The 14954-nt window shown below is 73.3% G+C and carries 15 protein-coding genes; 12 read left to right on the top strand and 3 right to left on the bottom strand.

Annotated features, from left to right (window positions below; all coding sequences use genetic code 11):
- The first annotated feature begins 86 nt into the window (after window positions 1-86).
- Window positions 87-1202: a hypothetical protein gene (locus tag ACWGIF_RS31985; RefSeq protein ID WP_453502716.1), complete on the top strand. Its 1116-nt coding sequence runs from the start codon at window positions 87-89 to the stop codon at window positions 1200-1202.
- Between the two features lie 176 nt (window positions 1203-1378).
- Entirely contained in the window at window positions 1379-1918 is a 540-nt protein-coding gene (locus ACWGIF_RS31980) for a TerD family protein (RefSeq protein WP_453502714.1), read from the top strand.
- A 159-nt stretch (window positions 1919-2077) separates the two neighbouring features.
- On the opposite strand, the gene ACWGIF_RS31975 is transcribed toward ACWGIF_RS31980, so the two are convergent.
- The gene (locus tag ACWGIF_RS31975; protein WP_453502713.1) at window positions 2078-2722 is read right to left on the bottom strand and encodes a TetR/AcrR family transcriptional regulator; all 645 of its coding nucleotides are present in this window, start codon (window positions 2720-2722) and stop codon (window positions 2078-2080) included.
- Between the two features lie 152 nt (window positions 2723-2874).
- On the opposite strand from ACWGIF_RS31975, the gene ACWGIF_RS31970 reads away from it, so the two are divergent.
- The 8 genes from ACWGIF_RS31970 (at window position 2875) to ACWGIF_RS31935 (ending at window position 10477) form a co-directional block, all read left to right on the top strand.
- Window positions 2875-3792: a phosphatase PAP2 family protein gene (locus tag ACWGIF_RS31970; protein ID WP_453502711.1), complete on the top strand. Its 918-nt coding sequence runs from the start codon at window positions 2875-2877 to the stop codon at window positions 3790-3792.
- Window positions 3789-4658: a hypothetical protein gene (locus tag ACWGIF_RS31965; RefSeq protein WP_453502709.1), complete on the top strand. Its 870-nt coding sequence runs from the start codon at window positions 3789-3791 to the stop codon at window positions 4656-4658. Before ACWGIF_RS31970 ends, ACWGIF_RS31965 begins: the two co-directional genes overlap by 4 nt.
- 116 nt (window positions 4659-4774) lie before the next feature.
- Window positions 4775-5041, top strand: coding sequence for a GlsB/YeaQ/YmgE family stress response membrane protein (locus tag ACWGIF_RS31960; protein WP_453502707.1), 267 nt, complete (start codon window positions 4775-4777; stop codon window positions 5039-5041).
- Between the two features lie 71 nt (window positions 5042-5112).
- On the top strand, window positions 5113-5475 hold the full coding sequence (locus ACWGIF_RS31955) for a hypothetical protein (RefSeq protein ID WP_453502705.1): 363 nt from the start codon (window positions 5113-5115) through the stop codon (window positions 5473-5475).
- A gap of 27 nt (window positions 5476-5502) precedes the next feature.
- Entirely contained in the window at window positions 5503-5982 is a 480-nt protein-coding gene (rraA, locus tag ACWGIF_RS31950; RefSeq protein ID WP_453502704.1) for a ribonuclease E activity regulator RraA, read from the top strand.
- 81 nt (window positions 5983-6063) lie between these two features.
- Window positions 6064-7686 (top strand): peptide-N4-asparagine amidase, encoded by a 1623-nt coding sequence (locus tag ACWGIF_RS31945; RefSeq protein ID WP_453502702.1) that lies wholly within the window; start codon window positions 6064-6066, stop codon window positions 7684-7686.
- A gap of 27 nt (window positions 7687-7713) precedes the next feature.
- Window positions 7714-9459: a serine/threonine-protein kinase gene (locus ACWGIF_RS31940; RefSeq protein ID WP_453502701.1), complete on the top strand. Its 1746-nt coding sequence runs from the start codon at window positions 7714-7716 to the stop codon at window positions 9457-9459.
- A gap of 109 nt (window positions 9460-9568) precedes the next feature.
- Window positions 9569-10477, top strand: coding sequence for a phytoene/squalene synthase family protein (locus ACWGIF_RS31935; protein ID WP_453502700.1), 909 nt, complete (start codon window positions 9569-9571; stop codon window positions 10475-10477).
- On the opposite strand, the gene ACWGIF_RS31930 is transcribed toward ACWGIF_RS31935, so the two are convergent.
- Both ACWGIF_RS31930 and ACWGIF_RS31925 read right to left on the bottom strand, forming a co-directional pair.
- Window positions 10474-11289, bottom strand: coding sequence for a transglycosylase SLT domain-containing protein (locus ACWGIF_RS31930; protein WP_453502699.1), 816 nt, complete (start codon window positions 11287-11289; stop codon window positions 10474-10476). The two genes, ACWGIF_RS31935 and ACWGIF_RS31930, sit on opposite strands and share 4 nt — an antisense overlap.
- 330 nt (window positions 11290-11619) lie before the next feature.
- Complete coding sequence (locus ACWGIF_RS31925) at window positions 11620-12597, bottom strand: dihydrodipicolinate synthase family protein (protein WP_453502698.1); 978 nt, start codon at window positions 12595-12597, stop codon at window positions 11620-11622.
- A gap of 70 nt (window positions 12598-12667) precedes the next feature.
- On the opposite strand from ACWGIF_RS31925, the gene ACWGIF_RS31920 reads away from it, so the two are divergent.
- Together ACWGIF_RS31920 and ACWGIF_RS31915 are read left to right on the top strand one after the other, a co-directional pair.
- Window positions 12668-13609 carry a LysR substrate-binding domain-containing protein gene (locus ACWGIF_RS31920; protein ID WP_453502697.1) on the top strand — a complete coding sequence of 314 codons (942 nt, stop codon included), beginning with the start codon at window positions 12668-12670 and terminating at the stop codon, window positions 13607-13609.
- A gap of 73 nt (window positions 13610-13682) precedes the next feature.
- Window positions 13683-14768 (top strand): S-(hydroxymethyl)mycothiol dehydrogenase, encoded by a 1086-nt coding sequence (locus tag ACWGIF_RS31915; RefSeq protein WP_453502696.1) that lies wholly within the window; start codon window positions 13683-13685, stop codon window positions 14766-14768.
- The last annotated feature ends 186 nt before the right edge of the window (window positions 14769-14954 follow it).

The raw sequence follows: 14954 nt of genomic DNA, 5'->3' as shown, positions 1-14954 counted from the left end.
GATTTGAGTAAAACTTGAGGATAACGATCCGGTTCAGCCGCAGATCCTGCGGCCGATCCGGGCCGCGGCGGCAGATAGGGGCGGGCGTGGGAACAGGGTCTGTACGCGTGGACGGGAATGCGCTGCTACTGGGCGAAGGGGTGCAGATCCGTTTCATCCGGACTCTTCGCCTGCCCGAGTCCGGTACGCACGCACTGCCGCCCGGGCTGGGGGAGTTCCCGCTGCGGCGGGTGGAGGACCACCCCGACACGGTGCCGCCGGAGTGGCTGGCGAAAGGCGGGGTGATGCTGCCCGTCCACCTGCGCGAGGCGATGTGGCTGAGCTTCGGCGGAACGAGGGAGCCCGCCGCGCTCCAGGTGGGTGTCGGCAAGGTGTGCGCCGTCTCCGGCGAGCGCTGGACGGGAAGCCTGGCGCGCACCCCGCAGAACTACGTGGTGCTTCCCCGGCAGCCGTGGCCGGACGGCATCAACTCCGGGGACGGGACGGTGCGCCAGTTCGTCGCCGTACCGCTGGGACTCGGAGCCACGGTCGAGGGGCAGGTCACCGGGGAGGAGACCACCGGAGGCGTACAGCTCCAGGCTTTCCCGCTGGGGGCGCCGGCCCGGGAGGAGTGGCGGCGGGCGGAACGGGCGCGACAGGCGCTGCCGCGCGCGGGCGGAGGGACGGGACCCTACGGCGGCCCGCCCGCCCCCGGCGCCGTCGGCGGCTTCGGCGCCCCGATGCCCGCACCGATGACGACGTCCGCGGGCGGGATGCCGGTCCCGGGTGCTCCCGGTTCGGCCCGCCCGGGTGGCAGGCCGGCTCCGCCCGCGCCTGCGGCCATGGGGCTCGGCGTCGGCGGCTCCATGCACCAGGACGTCTACCGGGACGACCGCCCGCTGTCCGACTGGGCCGAGGAGCCGGCCGCGCGGGTCTTCGTCCACCTGGTGACCCCGCCCGCGTGGCGCCGCATCACCGGGGAGGACGCCCCGCCCTCGCCGATCGACCGGGCCGCCTACACACGGGCCGGGCTGCCCTGGTTCGACTACTACGACGAGTCCGCCGCCGACCTCGCGCCGTCCGACGCCCTGGGCGGGGTCAAGCCGGTGGGGGAGTGGCTCGGCGACGACCACACCCCGTGGGCGGAGCCGGCCCCCGGGCAGGTCAAGCCGCTCGGAAACGCCCCAAGGCCGGGCAAACCCGTACAGGACGGCGACTGGTAACAGCCGAGGGCGGCGCGGTCCACGCCGGTGCGTGCGGGTGCGTGTGGCTGCGTGCGGACCCGCACGGGGCTGCTGGGGCCCCCACCGAACTGGCCGGGAACGTGCGGTCGTTCGGAATGGGCCGGGGCCGCGTGGGATCATGCGCGGGCCATACCTGTAAACGAAGGGGGAGTTCGGTGACCGGTGTACGCAAGGGCCTGGCCAAGGTGGAGGTCGCACTGCGGTGGGACCCCAGTCCGGCCGGCACGCCCGCGAACGACCTCGACATCGTCGCCGCCGTCTACGGCGCCGCGGACCTCCGCGGGACGCCCGTCCAGCTGGTGCACTTCGGCAGCCGGTCGCCCGACGGGACCATCACCCTGAACCGGGACAGCCACACCGGCCAGGGCTTCGGCTTCGACGAGGTGATGACCATAGAACTGCACCGGATGGCGTCGGAGTCGAGCCGTGTGGTGGTCGGCGTCGTCATCCAGAACGGCGCTGCGGGCACGGGCGCCGTCAAGACCTTCTCGGAGGTCGAGGGCACCGGGTTCCGGATCCGCGAGGGACACACCGACCTCGCCGAGGGCGACTTCGGCGCGGTGCCCTCCGCGACCGCGGCCACCTTCGCCGAGTTCACCCGGGACGCCTCGGGCGCCTGGTTGTTCGAGCTGTGGGTGCACGGCTTCGACTGCGGCCCGGAGGAGTTCGCCCGCACCATGGGCGGGGCCCGCTGAGGGCTACCGCGACGATCCGACGCGGGTCCGCACAGACCGGGCGGCGGTCACTCCTCTGAGCGAGTGGCCGCCGCCCGGTCCGGGTGGCGCGCTGCCGCCGTCCCCACGAGGCAGCGCGGGCGGGACGCCGTCAGGTCATCGGGACGGCGGCCCGCCGGTTCAGGGAGCCTGCCCGGCCGGGGGCCGGGTGGGGTGGCGGGGGGCGAGCCCCAGGGACGGGAGCATGACCGCGTCGACGAAACGCACCAGATAGTCGGCGTCCGCGTCCCGCCCCTCCAGTACCGGCCGGATGCGGAGCACGCCCATCAGCTGGGCGGGCAGGAACTCGACGGCCGGATGGTCCGCCGCGATCTCGCCGCGCGCCACCGCCCGTCCGAGCATCACGTCGAACGCGGCCAGTTCCGGCTCGACCAGCGCCTCGCGCAGGGCGCCCTGGAGTTCCTCGTCGCTCAGTACGGCGTGGCCGAGGGCCTGCATCAGCCGGGTGTCCCGTCCGGAGGTGCCGGCCGCGATCCGGGCCGCCTCGCGCAGGTCACCCGCCAGCGTCCCCGTGTCCACCGCGACGAGGGTGCCCCGCCGGCCCGCCCGCAGGGCGGCGGCGACGAGCTGCGGCTTGTTCTTCCACTGCCGGTAGAGCGTCGACTTGCCGCAGCTGGCCCGGGCGGCGATGCCCTCCATGGTCAGGGCCTCGTAGCCGTGCTCGCGCAGCTGCTCCAGGACGGCGTCGTAGAACTCCTGCTCCCGCTCCGGAGTGATCTTGGAGCGGCGTGAGGGGGTCGGCGTCGGCGTCGGTGTCGACGTCATGGAATGCGGCTCTCCTCGGGGTGTACGGGCGGCGGGTTCCCGTACGAAGTGTACCGGAACGCCACCGTATCGGTACACCCGCGTATCGATACGCACATGTATCGATACACTGGCGTGTCGCTGTGCGCGTCAACAGGAAGAGAGACCGGGGGATGACCTCCCACACCACACCTGCCGGGCCGGCCGGGCCGGCAGCCGGACCGAGAGCCGCGCGCCGTCGCCTCATACGCGAGCTGCTGCTCGTCGCTGGGTTCTTCACGGTCTACAAGGCGGGCCGTCTGCTCTCGACCGGCCGCACCGACGAGGCCTTCCGCAACGCGGCGTGGATCTGGGACACCGAGCGCGCCCTGCACCTTCCCGGCGAAGGCGCGGTACAGCGGCTGCTGCACGGCGAAGCGCTCGTGACCACCGCGAACAGCTACTACGCGTACGTCCACTTCCCCGCGACCGCGCTCTTCCTGGTCTGGCTCTACCTCCGCCGCCCCGGCCACTACCTGTGGACCCGCCGCGTGCTCGCCGTGCTCACCGGAGCCGCCCTCGCCTTGCACCTGGCCTTCCCGCTCGCGCCCCCGCGGATGCTCACCGCCGCGCACCTCGTCGACACCGGACAGGTCTACGGACCCACGGTCTACCGGGCCGCGCCGGATGCGGACACCCTGGCCAACCAGTTCGCCGCCATGCCCTCCCTGCACTTCGGCTGGGCGCTGATGCTCGCGTTCGGCATGATCGCCGCCACCTCCTCGACGACCCCGGCCGGGGCAGCGCCCTCCCGATGGCGTCTGCTGTGGCTGCTGCACCCGCTGCTGACGCTGTTCGTGATCGTCGGCACGGCCAACCACTACTGGGTCGACGCGTTCGTGGCCGCCGTGCTGCTCGGGGTGGCGCTGGTACTGATCCCGCGGCCGCGCGTGAGCGACCCGGAGGCCGGCGCCGACATCGACATCGACATCGATAGGGCTGGGGCTGGGGCTGAGGACGCGGACGCCGGCTCGGGCACCGGTCCGTACGCCTCCGTACACGGGATGCCGTGCCAGGAAGGCCCCTCCGTGAGCGCAGGGGCCGGGCGATGAACGACACCGTCCTCGCGGTCGGGCTCTGCCTCGCCTCGGCGGTGGCGTACGCGGCCGGCGCCGTCGCCCAGGAACGGCTCGCCCACGCCGCCGTCGCGCGCAGCGCCAAGGCCCTGCTGGGCAACGGCGCCTGGTGGTGGTCGGCTGGGCTGAACGGGGCCGCAGCCCTGCTGCACGCGGCGGCCCTGCGGTACGGGCCGCTCACCCTCGTACAGCCGCTCGGCGCGCTCACGCTGGTCGCGGCCGTCCCGATGGGGGCGCGCCGGGCCGGCCGCCGGGTGGCGGCCGTCGAGTGGCGCGGCACCCTGGCCACCGTGGCCGGGCTCGGCCTGCTGTTGCTCCCGGCCTCCGGGCCGGCCCCCGACGACACCCTCACACTGGCCGAGGCGTTCGCCGTGTCCGGGGCGACGGCCGGCGTGATCCTTCTGCTGACCGCGGTCAAGGACCCGCGTTCGGGGCTGCGGCACGCGACGGCGTCGGGGCTGGCCTCCGCTGCGGCCTCCGCCCTGACCCAGACCGTGGCCGTGGCGGGCGGCCGCGGCGGATCCCTGCTCAGCGTCCGGGTCGTCGCGGTGGCCCTGCTCGTCGTGGTGTTCGCCGTGGGCGGGATGCTGCTGTCGCAGCGGGCCTACCGGGGCGGGCTCGGCGCCCCGCTCGCCGTGGTGAACCTGGCCAACCCGCTGGCCGCGGCCGCCATCGGCATGGTGCTCCTCGGCGAACGACTCCAGGGCGGCCTGCCGGGGCTGCTGTTGGCAGGGGCCGGGGCCTTCGCGGCGGCGCGGGGGGTGCTCCTGCTGACCCGGACGCACTCCGGCGAGGCGGTGCCCGCCGTCGCCGCTCCGCTGGGGGGCCGCGTGGCGGCCTGATCCCCGGAGAACCGTTCCGGCTCCGGCCGCGTCCTTTCCGGAGAACGTACGAACCACGGTGCGGGCGAACGACCGAACGGCAGAACGACCGAACGACCGAAGCGGAGTGACTGGGCATGGGGATCGTCAGCTGGATCGTCCTGGGACTGCTGGCCGGAGGTATCGCCAAGGTCCTGCTGCCCGGCCGGGACCCCGGTGGCCTGATCGGAACCACCCTCATCGGCGTCGCCGGAGCCTTCATCGGCGGCTGGCTCTCGGCGAAGTTCCTGGACAAGCCGATCCAGACCGAGTTCTTCGACCTCGCCACGTGGGGCTCCGCCATCGCGGGTTCGCTGGTCCTGCTGATCGGCTACCGCGTCCTGTTCGGCAACTCCCGGGACTGACACGGGTCCGCGGATCCGGCCCCTTGTGCGCCGCCCGGTCCGGCCCGCGCCTCCGACCGGTGCCCGAGGGCATGATCGAGTGCACCGCCAGGAGAAAGCCGCATGAGGACATCCACCGGCAACTCGGCACCGCCGAGCGGCTGCTGCGGGAGGATGCCGCCGCCCGCCGGGTGCACGCCGTGCGCGTCCGGATCGACACCGCGGTCCGGGAGAACGTGCGCCGCCCCGCTCTCACCGGCGTCGGCAGGATCCGTGCCGACGCGTCGCGCCTCGAACCGAGCCCGCAGACGCCCGGCGGCGACCGGCCGCCCATCAGGTTCCAGCCGATGTCCGGCCACCATACGGCGGCGTTCCTCACCTGCCTGAGCCACCGGCGTGAGAGACGGCCGGAGAGACCGGAGCCTTACGCTGGCCGCACCACGCGATGTACGTGAACGAGCAGCGAGGAAACCGGTACCGACATGAGCGTCACCCCCGTCCCCACAGCCGACCTGTACGACGAGCACGGCGAAGGCCTGGGCATCTGCGCCATCGGGTTCCGGCAGTTCGGCGGCCGCCGGCTCTTCGCCGGGCCCGTCCGAACCGTCCGGTGCCAGGAGGACAACGCCCTGCTGCGCGGCCTCGTCCACACGCCGGGTGAGGGAGCCGTCCTCGTCGTGGACGGCGGCGGCTCGCCGCGCACGGCCCTGGTCGGCGACCTCCTCGCCGGCGCGGCCGAGCGCAACGGCTGGGCGGGCCTGATCATCAACGGCTCGGTCCGCGCCAGCGTCGCCCTCGGCGGGCTCGATGTGGGCATCAAGGCGCTGGGCACGGTCCCCCGCAAGAGCGGCAAGACCGGTGCGGGCGCGGTCGACGAGCCCGTCACCATCGGCGGCATCACCTTCCGCCCCGGGGACATCGTGCACGCGGACGACGACGGCGTGGTCGTCCTGCCCCGCTGACGTGCGAGCCGTCCGAAACCGGCCAGGGCCATCGCACCGGCCCTGGCACCGGCCTGGCCGGCCCGGTTTCACTGCGGGTCCATGAGACGACACAGGATCACGGGCCTGCTCAACGCGATCGCGCTGGCCGCAGGCACCCTGGCCGCCGCGGGACCCGCGCACGGCCTGACTGCGGCCGAGCCGCCGCCCGCCGAGTTCGGCACCGACTGGCACGACCCGCTCACCGCGGCTCCGCCCGTCACCCGGCCCGGCACCCGCTCCTGTCAGGTGACCCTCGCGGAGGCGCAGTTCCGCGACTTCACCCCGTACCACGGGAGTTACACGCCGCCCGCGGCCTGCGGCACGGACGGCTGGGCCAAGGTGGTGCTCCGCCTCGACGGCAAGGTCAAGGGACGCCAGTACGACCGCCTCGGCCACCTCGCCCTCGGCGGCGTGGAGATCCTGCGCACCTCCACGCCCCAGCCCTCGCCCGACGGCATCACCTGGTCCGTCGAGAAGGACGTCACCCGTTACCGCGACACCCTCACCCGCCCGCAGCCCGTCGAGATGCTCATCGGCAACGTCGTCAACGACACCTACACCGGCGTCATCGACGTCAAGGTGACACTGACGTTCCATGCGGCCGAGGGACACACCACCGCCCCCGACACCCCCGACCGGGTCCTGCCGCTCACCTCCCCGACGGTCACCACCCCGCGCAACACCGAGCGCCTCCTCGCCGAGGTGTACGCCACGGGGTCCGGCGGCGGGTGCGAGGAGTACTGGTACATGACCACCCCGGAGGCGGCCCCGTACTCCTGCAAGGCGGATGGGGGCCCCTACCGCGAGGTCCGTGTCTCCGTCGACGGGCAGCTCGCCGGCATCGCCGCGCCCTTCCCCACCGTCTGGACCGGCGGCTGGTCCAACCCCTTCCTCTGGTACGTCACCCCCGGGCCGCGCGCCTTCGACGTCCAGCCGATCCGGTACGACCTGACCCCCTACGCAGCTCTTCTCAACGACGGTCGCCCGCACCGGATCGAGGTGTCGGTGGCCGGGGTGCCGGCCGGGCAGAGCGGCTGGAGCACCCCCGCCAACCTGTTGCTGTGGCAGGACGAGGCCCGGGCGGTCGTCACCGGCGCCCTGACCCGGCACGAGCAGAGCGACCCGGCGGGCCACTCCCGCTGGACTCCCGCCGCGCCCGGAGGACAGCACCGCCTGGAGACCGAGGGAAGCCGCCGCCTCACCGTGGCGGGGTACCTGAACACCTCCCACGGCCGGGTGGCCACCACCGTCACCCGTGCCGTGCACAACTCCTCCGTCCACCGCTGGACCGACGGAGAGAACCTCGACGCGCTCTCCGCCACCTGGACCGACGAGGAGAGCGTGACGCGCGGGCCGGCCACCACCCGGACCGCCCGCACCTACACCATGGACGGCGAGACCACCCTCGGCGCAGGCGACCGGCTGCGCACGGTCCTCTCGCTCGGCGACCGCGCGGACACCGTCACCCTGCGCGGCGGCCGGACCGTCGACGCCTCCCGGCTCGACGACCGGTACACGGGCGACGCCACCTACACCGTGAACGTCCCGCGCGACCAGCGGCACGCGGTCGCCACCACCTCCGCCCGCCACCGCCTGTACGGTTCCCAGGCGCCCGGCGGGTGCTACGACCGCATGGTGGCCACCGTCCAGGGCACCGTCACGGTGGACCGCCTCCGCTGCTGACACCGGCGCCGCCTACGATGTCCCGCCATGGACACGAGTGAGGCCGGCAGACAGCTGATCGACGGGCGCTTCGAACTGGTCGCGCCGCTGGGCAGCGGCGGTATGGGTACGGTGTGGCGGGCCCGGGACATCGCCCTGCACCGCGAGGTCGCCCTCAAGGAGGTGCGCCCGCCGGACCCTGCGACCGCCGCCGCCCAGCCCGGCCTCACCGACCAGCTGCGCGAACGCGCCGTCCGCGAGGCCCGCGCCCTCGCCCGTCTCGCCCACCCCCACGTGGTCACCATCCATCACATCGTCGAACCGCCGGCCGACGCGGACGGGCACCCGTGGATCGTCATGGAGCTGGTCAGGGGCGGTTCCCTGCACGACCGGCTGGCGTCCGGCCCGATGCCCCCCGCGGAAGTGCTGCGGCTCGGCTTCGACGTGCTGTCGGCGCTGCGCGCCGCGCACGCCGAGGGGGTCCTCCACCGTGATGTGAAACCGGCCAACGTGCTGCTGCGCCCCGACGGGTCGGCGGTGCTCACCGACTTCGGCATCGCGGCGCTGCACGGGTCGACCGCACTCACCTCGACCGGGGTGCTGATCGGCTCGCCCGAGTACATCGCGCCTGAACGCGTCCGCGGGGAGGAGGGGCTGGCCGCCTCCGATCTGTGGTCGCTGGGCATGCTCCTGTACGTGGCCGCGGAGGGGGTCCATCCACTGCGCCGGGCCACCAGCCTGGCCACGGTCGTCGCCGTGCTCGACGAGCCGATCCCGGCGCCCGTGCGCTCGGGCCCGCTGGGGCCCGTACTGGAAGGGCTGCTCGTACGCGACCCGGCCGCGCGGCCCGACGGAGCCCGGCTGGAACAGCTGCTCCGGGATGCGAGCGCTGCTCTCGGCCCGGGTTTCGGGGCTGGACACGGTCCCGTGGCTGCCGCCGCACCGATCCCGGCCGCCACCCCCGTATCTCCCGCCACCCCGGTCCCGGTCGCCACCCCCGTCCCGGCCGCCCCCGTGGCCCCTGCTCCGTACGGGCAGTACGGCCCGTACACACCGCCCACCCCGCCACCGTTCGGCCCCGGATCCTCCCCCTACGCGGCCACCACGGCCCCCCTTCCCGTGGCGCCCGCCCGGCGCAGGCGCCCGGCCCTGCTCGGCGCCGCGATCACGGCGGTGCTGGCGGCCGGCGTCGTCGGGATCGTCCAGCTGCTGCCCGACGGAAACGCCGGCGACGACGACGCGAAGGACCCGGCCGCCACCCGCCCCGCCGTCGCCACTCCCGGCACCCCGGCCACCGCCTCCGCCCGGACCCCCGGCGCCCAGGCGAGCACGCCCAAGTCCGACGTGCCCCGGGGGAGCATGCTCACCCCTGAGAGCGTCCGGACCGCCCTGGAGGCGCTCAAGCAGCAGACGGGCACGACCACCTTCGTGGACCTGAAGGTCTACGACGGCTACGTGCTCGCGTCCATCCCCACCGCCCCCGGCGCCGAGACCGTCGACTCCTGGCAGTACCGCGACGGCGCGGCCAAGCGCACGGGCCCCGACGGCACCGTCGAGAAGGGCGATCCGCTGATCGACATGGCCACCGTCAACTGGGACGCGCTGCCCGGCCTGCTGGAGCAGGCCAAGAAGGACCTCGGCGTCGCGAACCCGACCTCGCGCTACGTGATCGTCGAGCCCTGGATGATGGACAAGGTCCCGTGCATGCGCCCTTACCTCAGCGACGAGTACGGCCGCGGCGGCTATGTGCTCGCCGGCATCGACGGCAAGGTCAAGAAGGTCGTCGCCTCCTGAGATCGTGTGCGTGTACGTGTTCGCGTACACGATCTCAGCCCCGGTACGCCCCTGCACGCGTGCACGCGTGCATCTCCACGGTCCGAACAGCACAAGGAGCACGACCACCATGCCCAGCTGGCGCGCCACCCTCACGGCGGCCGGGATATCCGGCCCCCGGCTGCGGGACGACTACACCCACGCCGCCCGCCGGGTGCTCCGCCGCGAACCCGCCCCGTACCTCGCGCTGCGGATGCTCGCGGCCCCGCACCTGGTGCCCTGCCTCGCCGCCGGACTCGCCTTCATGAACCTGGTCGACGACGTGGCCGAGACCGGCACCCCGCGGCAACGGACCGCCGGACTCGCCGCATTGACCGACCGGGTCGAGGCCGCCCTGAAGTCCGGGGACAGCCCCGACCCCCTCCTGCGCGCCTACGCCCACGCCGTGGACTCCCGCGCCCTCCCCGCGCACTGGGTGTCCCGGTTCCTCGAGGGCGCCGCCACCGCCGAGGCCGGCTTCGACGGCTTCGCCGACGAGGAGGACTTCCAGGCCTACCTCGACGCCTACGCGTGGCCCGGGGTGCTCGTCTTCACCGGACTGCAGTACCAGGGCGGCCCCGACCCCGAACAGGCCGCCGGCTGGCGGCGGTTCGTCGACGCCGCCCAGCGCGTCGACTTCCTCGCCGACCTCTGCGGGGACCTCGCGGAGGGCCGTCTCTGCATTCCCCGCGCCCGGCTCGCCGAGCACGCGGTGACCCGCGCCGACCTGGAACAGGCCCGTGACACCCCTGCCACACGGGCCCTCCTCGCCGCCGAGAGCCGCCGCGCGCGCGGAGCCCTGGACGCCGCCCACGGCATTCTCGACCTCGCCGAACCCGGGCTGCGTCCCGTCATAGCGACCATGACGGAGCTCATGGCGCACCAGCTGACCGCCGTGGAACGTGCGGGCGTGGCCGCCCTGCGCCGGGACATCGGCTACGGCCCGGCGGCGCCCCTGCGCATCCTCGTCGGCGCCGCCCGTCGCCGGGACCGGTTCTAGTAGGCCCCGTTGACGTTGTCGATCGAGCCGTAGCGGGCTGCCGCGTAGTTGCAGGCCGCGGTGATGTTGGCGACCGGGTCGTAGGAGTCCGTCGAAGTCCCGGGCACGTGGTAGGCCTTGAAGGTCGGGTCGATGACCTGCAGCAGGCCCTTGGACGGGATTCCGTTCCGGGCGTTGATGTCCCAGAGGTTGATCGCCTTCGGGTTGCCGGAGGACTCACGCATCACATTGCGGTGAATTCCGTTGTAGCTGCCGGGAATACCGTGCTTGGCCATGACGTCGAGGGATTCGCGGATCCACCCGTCGAGATTGTTCGGGTAGGAGGTCGCCTTCTTGGCGACGGACTTGGCGACGGACTTGGCGGCGGACTTGGCGGCGGGCTTGGCGGCGGGCTCGGCCGCCGTGGCGGCCTTCGCCTGGGCGCCGATGGCCAACGTGATACCGGGATGGATGAGCGACGGGTTGTCGCCGACGACGGCCCGGTTCGCCTCGTAGAGCTGCTTCCAGCCGCCGTTCAGGGAATGGTCCGCCGCGATCTCCGAAAGGTTGTCACCGACGACCACGGAATAGGTCGCGATCGGCGCAGTCACCGCGGTCACCGCGGTCGGCGCCGTCACCGCAGGCACCGCGGTCGGCACGGACACCGCCTTGATCGTGGTCACAGCCGCCGTCGGCGCGCCGGTTCCGACCGCTCCCGCGGTGGTCGCGCTGATCAGCGGAAGCGTGAGGGCCGCGCCACCTGTGCCGGCGAGGGCCAGCTTCCGGGTGATCGGGTTCTGCTTCGGCCGACGGTGCTTACCCTTTGCAGGCATGGCGGAATTCCTCACGTGTGGGGCGGGAGACCCGGGCGGCGGGGCCGTATTCGGCAGCTCACCACCTGGAGTGAGGTGACCGTAGGTGAGCCCGCCGGGCGGGAACAAGCCCCGAATTCCACCGATAGATCGACATCCCGCTATCCGCCCCGGAAATGACCTTGAAGGTGTATCTGCGAAATGGCCGATTCCCTTTCCGGGAAAAGGGAATCGGCCTCTTGTGGAAAATGATGTTGGCGTGTAGGGCGTGACTCACATCACGGGCCGACGGCCTCGTGGTCAATAGGGGCAAGTCCACTCTCTGCGTGCCTCATTCGGGCGACTCGCACCCTAGGTGCCAAATCGCCCATTGCGGCTCTTTCCGGTGTGGATTTCTCGCGCCGGCAGGCCCGGGGAGGACTCCGTGAGTGCCGCCAGCCGCTCCAGCGTGGCCGTCACCGCGGTCTCCGAGGCCGGGAGCAGGGGGAGCCGGACGTCGGGGGTCGGGATGCGCCCCTGCGCGTGCAGCACGCCCTTGACGACCGCCGGATTGGGTTCGGTGAAGGCCGCCGCCGAGAGCTGGGCCAGCGCATGCCCCAGCGCTCGCGCCCGCCCCGCGTCGCCCGCCCGCCAGGCCGCGGCGAGCTCCGCGAACCCCTCCGTCGCCAGATGGGCCGAGGCCAGGATTCCGCCCCGCGCGCCCAGCGCCAGCATCGGCGACACGTACGCGTCGTCGCCCGCCAGCACCTGGAAACCGGCCGGCAGGTCACCGAGCAGCTCCACCGCGTCCTGGTCGACGGCGCCCGTCGCGTACTTCACCCCGGCGACCCCGGGGAGGGCCCCGAGCGCCCGCAGCGTGGTCGCGTCCAGCGGCTGACCGGTCCGGTACGGGATGTGATAGACGATCAGCGGTACGGGGCTCACCTCGGCCAGCCGCTCGAAGTGCGCCAGCACCCCCGCGGCCGACGGCCGTACGAACGACGGCACGGTGACCAGCGCCGCCCGCAACTGCGGCCACCGCTCCAGCCGGGCCAGCGAGGCCTCGGCGTCCCGGGTGCCGCAGGCCCCGACGCCGACGGTCAGCAGGGCCCCCCGCTCCCGGCAGACCCGTGCGCACACCCCGGTGACGAGGTCACGCTCCGATGCGTCGAGGCAGGCCGCCTCAGCGGTGGTGCCCAGTGCGACGAGCCCGGTGGCACCCGCGTCGAGCACCTCGTGGGCCAGTGCCTCCAGAGCCTCGGCGGCGACGCCTCCGGTGCGGGTGAAGGGGGTGACGAGCGGTACGTGGACCCCGTCGAGCGGCAGGGCTGCTGCGATGTCCTGTGTCATGTGAAGAGCCTCACCCGCCCTGAGAATCAAATCCAGTTCGCATTTCTTACTTGATCCGTAAGCTGGTCCGATGCTCGATGTACGACGCCTGCGCCTGCTGCGCGAACTCGCCCGCCGCGGCACCATCGCCGCCGTGGCCGAGGCCCTCAGCTTCAGTCCTTCGGCGGTCTCCCAGCAGCTCGGCGTCCTGGAACGGGAGGCCGGCCTGCCCCTGCTGGAACGCACCGGCCGCCGGGTCCGGCTCACCCCGGCCGGACAGAACCTGGTCCGGCACGCCGAGGCGGTCCTCGAACGGCTGGAGCAGGCCGACGCCGACCTCGCCGAGGCGCGCGGCGGCCTGGCCGGAGCCCTGCGGATCGGCGCCTTTCCCACCGCCGTCCGGGCCATCGTCCCGGCCGCCCTGGTCGCCCTCGCCCGGCGCCACCCGCGGCTGGAGCCGATGGTCTCGGAGACCGACCCGGCTGCCGTGGCGCACGCCCTGCGGGCCGGCGACCTGGACGTTGCCCTGGTGCACGAGTACGACTTCGTACCCGCCGCGCAGGAGCCGGGACTGGACACCGAGCCGCTGTACGGCGAGGCGATGTACCTGGCCGCGGCCGCCGACCCCGTCGGGGAAACCCCCGACCCGCCCCGGGGATCCGACCAGGGCGCGGCCCTGCGTGTCCATGCGCAAGCGCCGTGGATCACCGCCACACCCGGCACCCTCTGCCATTCCATGACCGTACGGGCCTGCCAGGCCGCCGGTTTCACGCCGCGGGTCCGCCACCAGGTCGACGAGTTCGCCACCGTGCTCGCGCTGGTCGCGGCCGGCCAGGGCGTGGCCGTCGTCCCGCAGCTCGGGGTCACGGGCCCCGCCGATCCGGCCGTGCGCCTCACCCGTCTGCTCATGGAGCGCCGCACCAATCTGGCCTTCCGCAGTGGAGCCGGCGCCCACCCGGCGGTGGCCGCGTTCGGGACGGCACTTCGCGCCGCCGTACCGCCGGATCTGGCCGGGTCGCGCGCCGGAGCGTGACACAACTCCCGTACCGCCCGACGCCCGTGTACGTTCGTTGATCCAGACCGATTCGATCAGAGCGGGGTACGACGTGACGCATCGCGTACGAGGGGTCATCGCCCGGAGCAAGGGCGCACCGGTGGAGACGACGACGATCCTCGTGCCCGACCCGGGACCCGGTGAGGCCCTCGTGCGGGTCCAGGCCTGCGGGGTCTGCCACACCGATCTGCACTACCGGGAGGGCGGCATCAACGACGCATTTCCGTTCCTGCTCGGCCACGAGGCCGCGGGAGTGGTCGAGTCGGTCGGCCCGGACGTCACGTCCGTGGCCCCCGGCGACTTCGTCGTCCTCAACTGGCGTGCGGTGTGCGGGACCTGCCGTGCCTGCAGGCGGGGCCGTCCCTGGTACTGCTTCGCCACCCACAACGCCACCCAGGCAATGACGCTGGAGGACGGCACCCCGCTCTCCCCGGCCCTCGGCATCGGCGCCTTCGCCGAGAAGACGTTGGTCGCGGCCGGCCAGTGCACCAAGGTGGACCCGGCCGCCGCGCCGGCCGCAGCCGGCCTCCTCGGCTGCGGGGTGATGGCGGGCCTCGGCGCCGCCCTGAACACCGGCAACGTCGGGCGGGGCGACTCCGTCGCCGTCATCGGCTGTGGCGGAGTGGGCAATGCGGCCGTCGCCGGCGCCCGGCTGGCGGGCGCCTCGCGGATCATCGCGGTGGACCTCGACGACCGGAAGCTGGAGTGGGCGCGCGGTCTCGGGGCCACTCACACCGTCAACGGACGCACGGAGGACGTGGTCAAGGCGATCCAGGGCCTGACCGGCGGCAACGGAGCGGACGTGGTGATCGACGCCGTCGGCCGCCCCGAGACCTACCAGCAGGCCTTCTACGCGCGCGACCTCGCCGGGACGGTGGTCCTCGTCGGCGTGCCGACCCCGGAGATGAAACTCGAACTCCCGCTCCTCGACGTCTTCGGCCGCGGCGGCGCCCTGAAGTCCTCCTGGTACGGGGACTGTCTGCCGGAGCGGGACTTCCCGCTGCTCATCGACCTCTACCTGCAGGGCCGGCTCGACCTGGACGCCTTCGTCTCGGAGACCATCCCCCTCGACGGGGTCGAAGCCGCTTTCGCCCGGATGGAACGCGGCGAGGTGCTCCGCTCGGTCGTCGCCTTCTGACGACGGCCGCGGGTCCCTCCGGACTGACCTTGCGCCCCCCTTCATCGCGTGCGCAAGGCCTGGGCCGTCTCTTTCGGATCTTGCCGGGCCCGCGACGCCCGGCACCGCACCCGGCCGCGTTGTCGGGGCGCCCGAGTACGTCCAGTACACGGGCGCCCCTCCGCCTTGCCGGGCACGGCACCGGAC

Source organism: Streptomyces sp. NPDC054849, from assembly GCF_053610945.1.
This window is presented reverse-complemented; position numbering and strand designations above follow the sequence as displayed.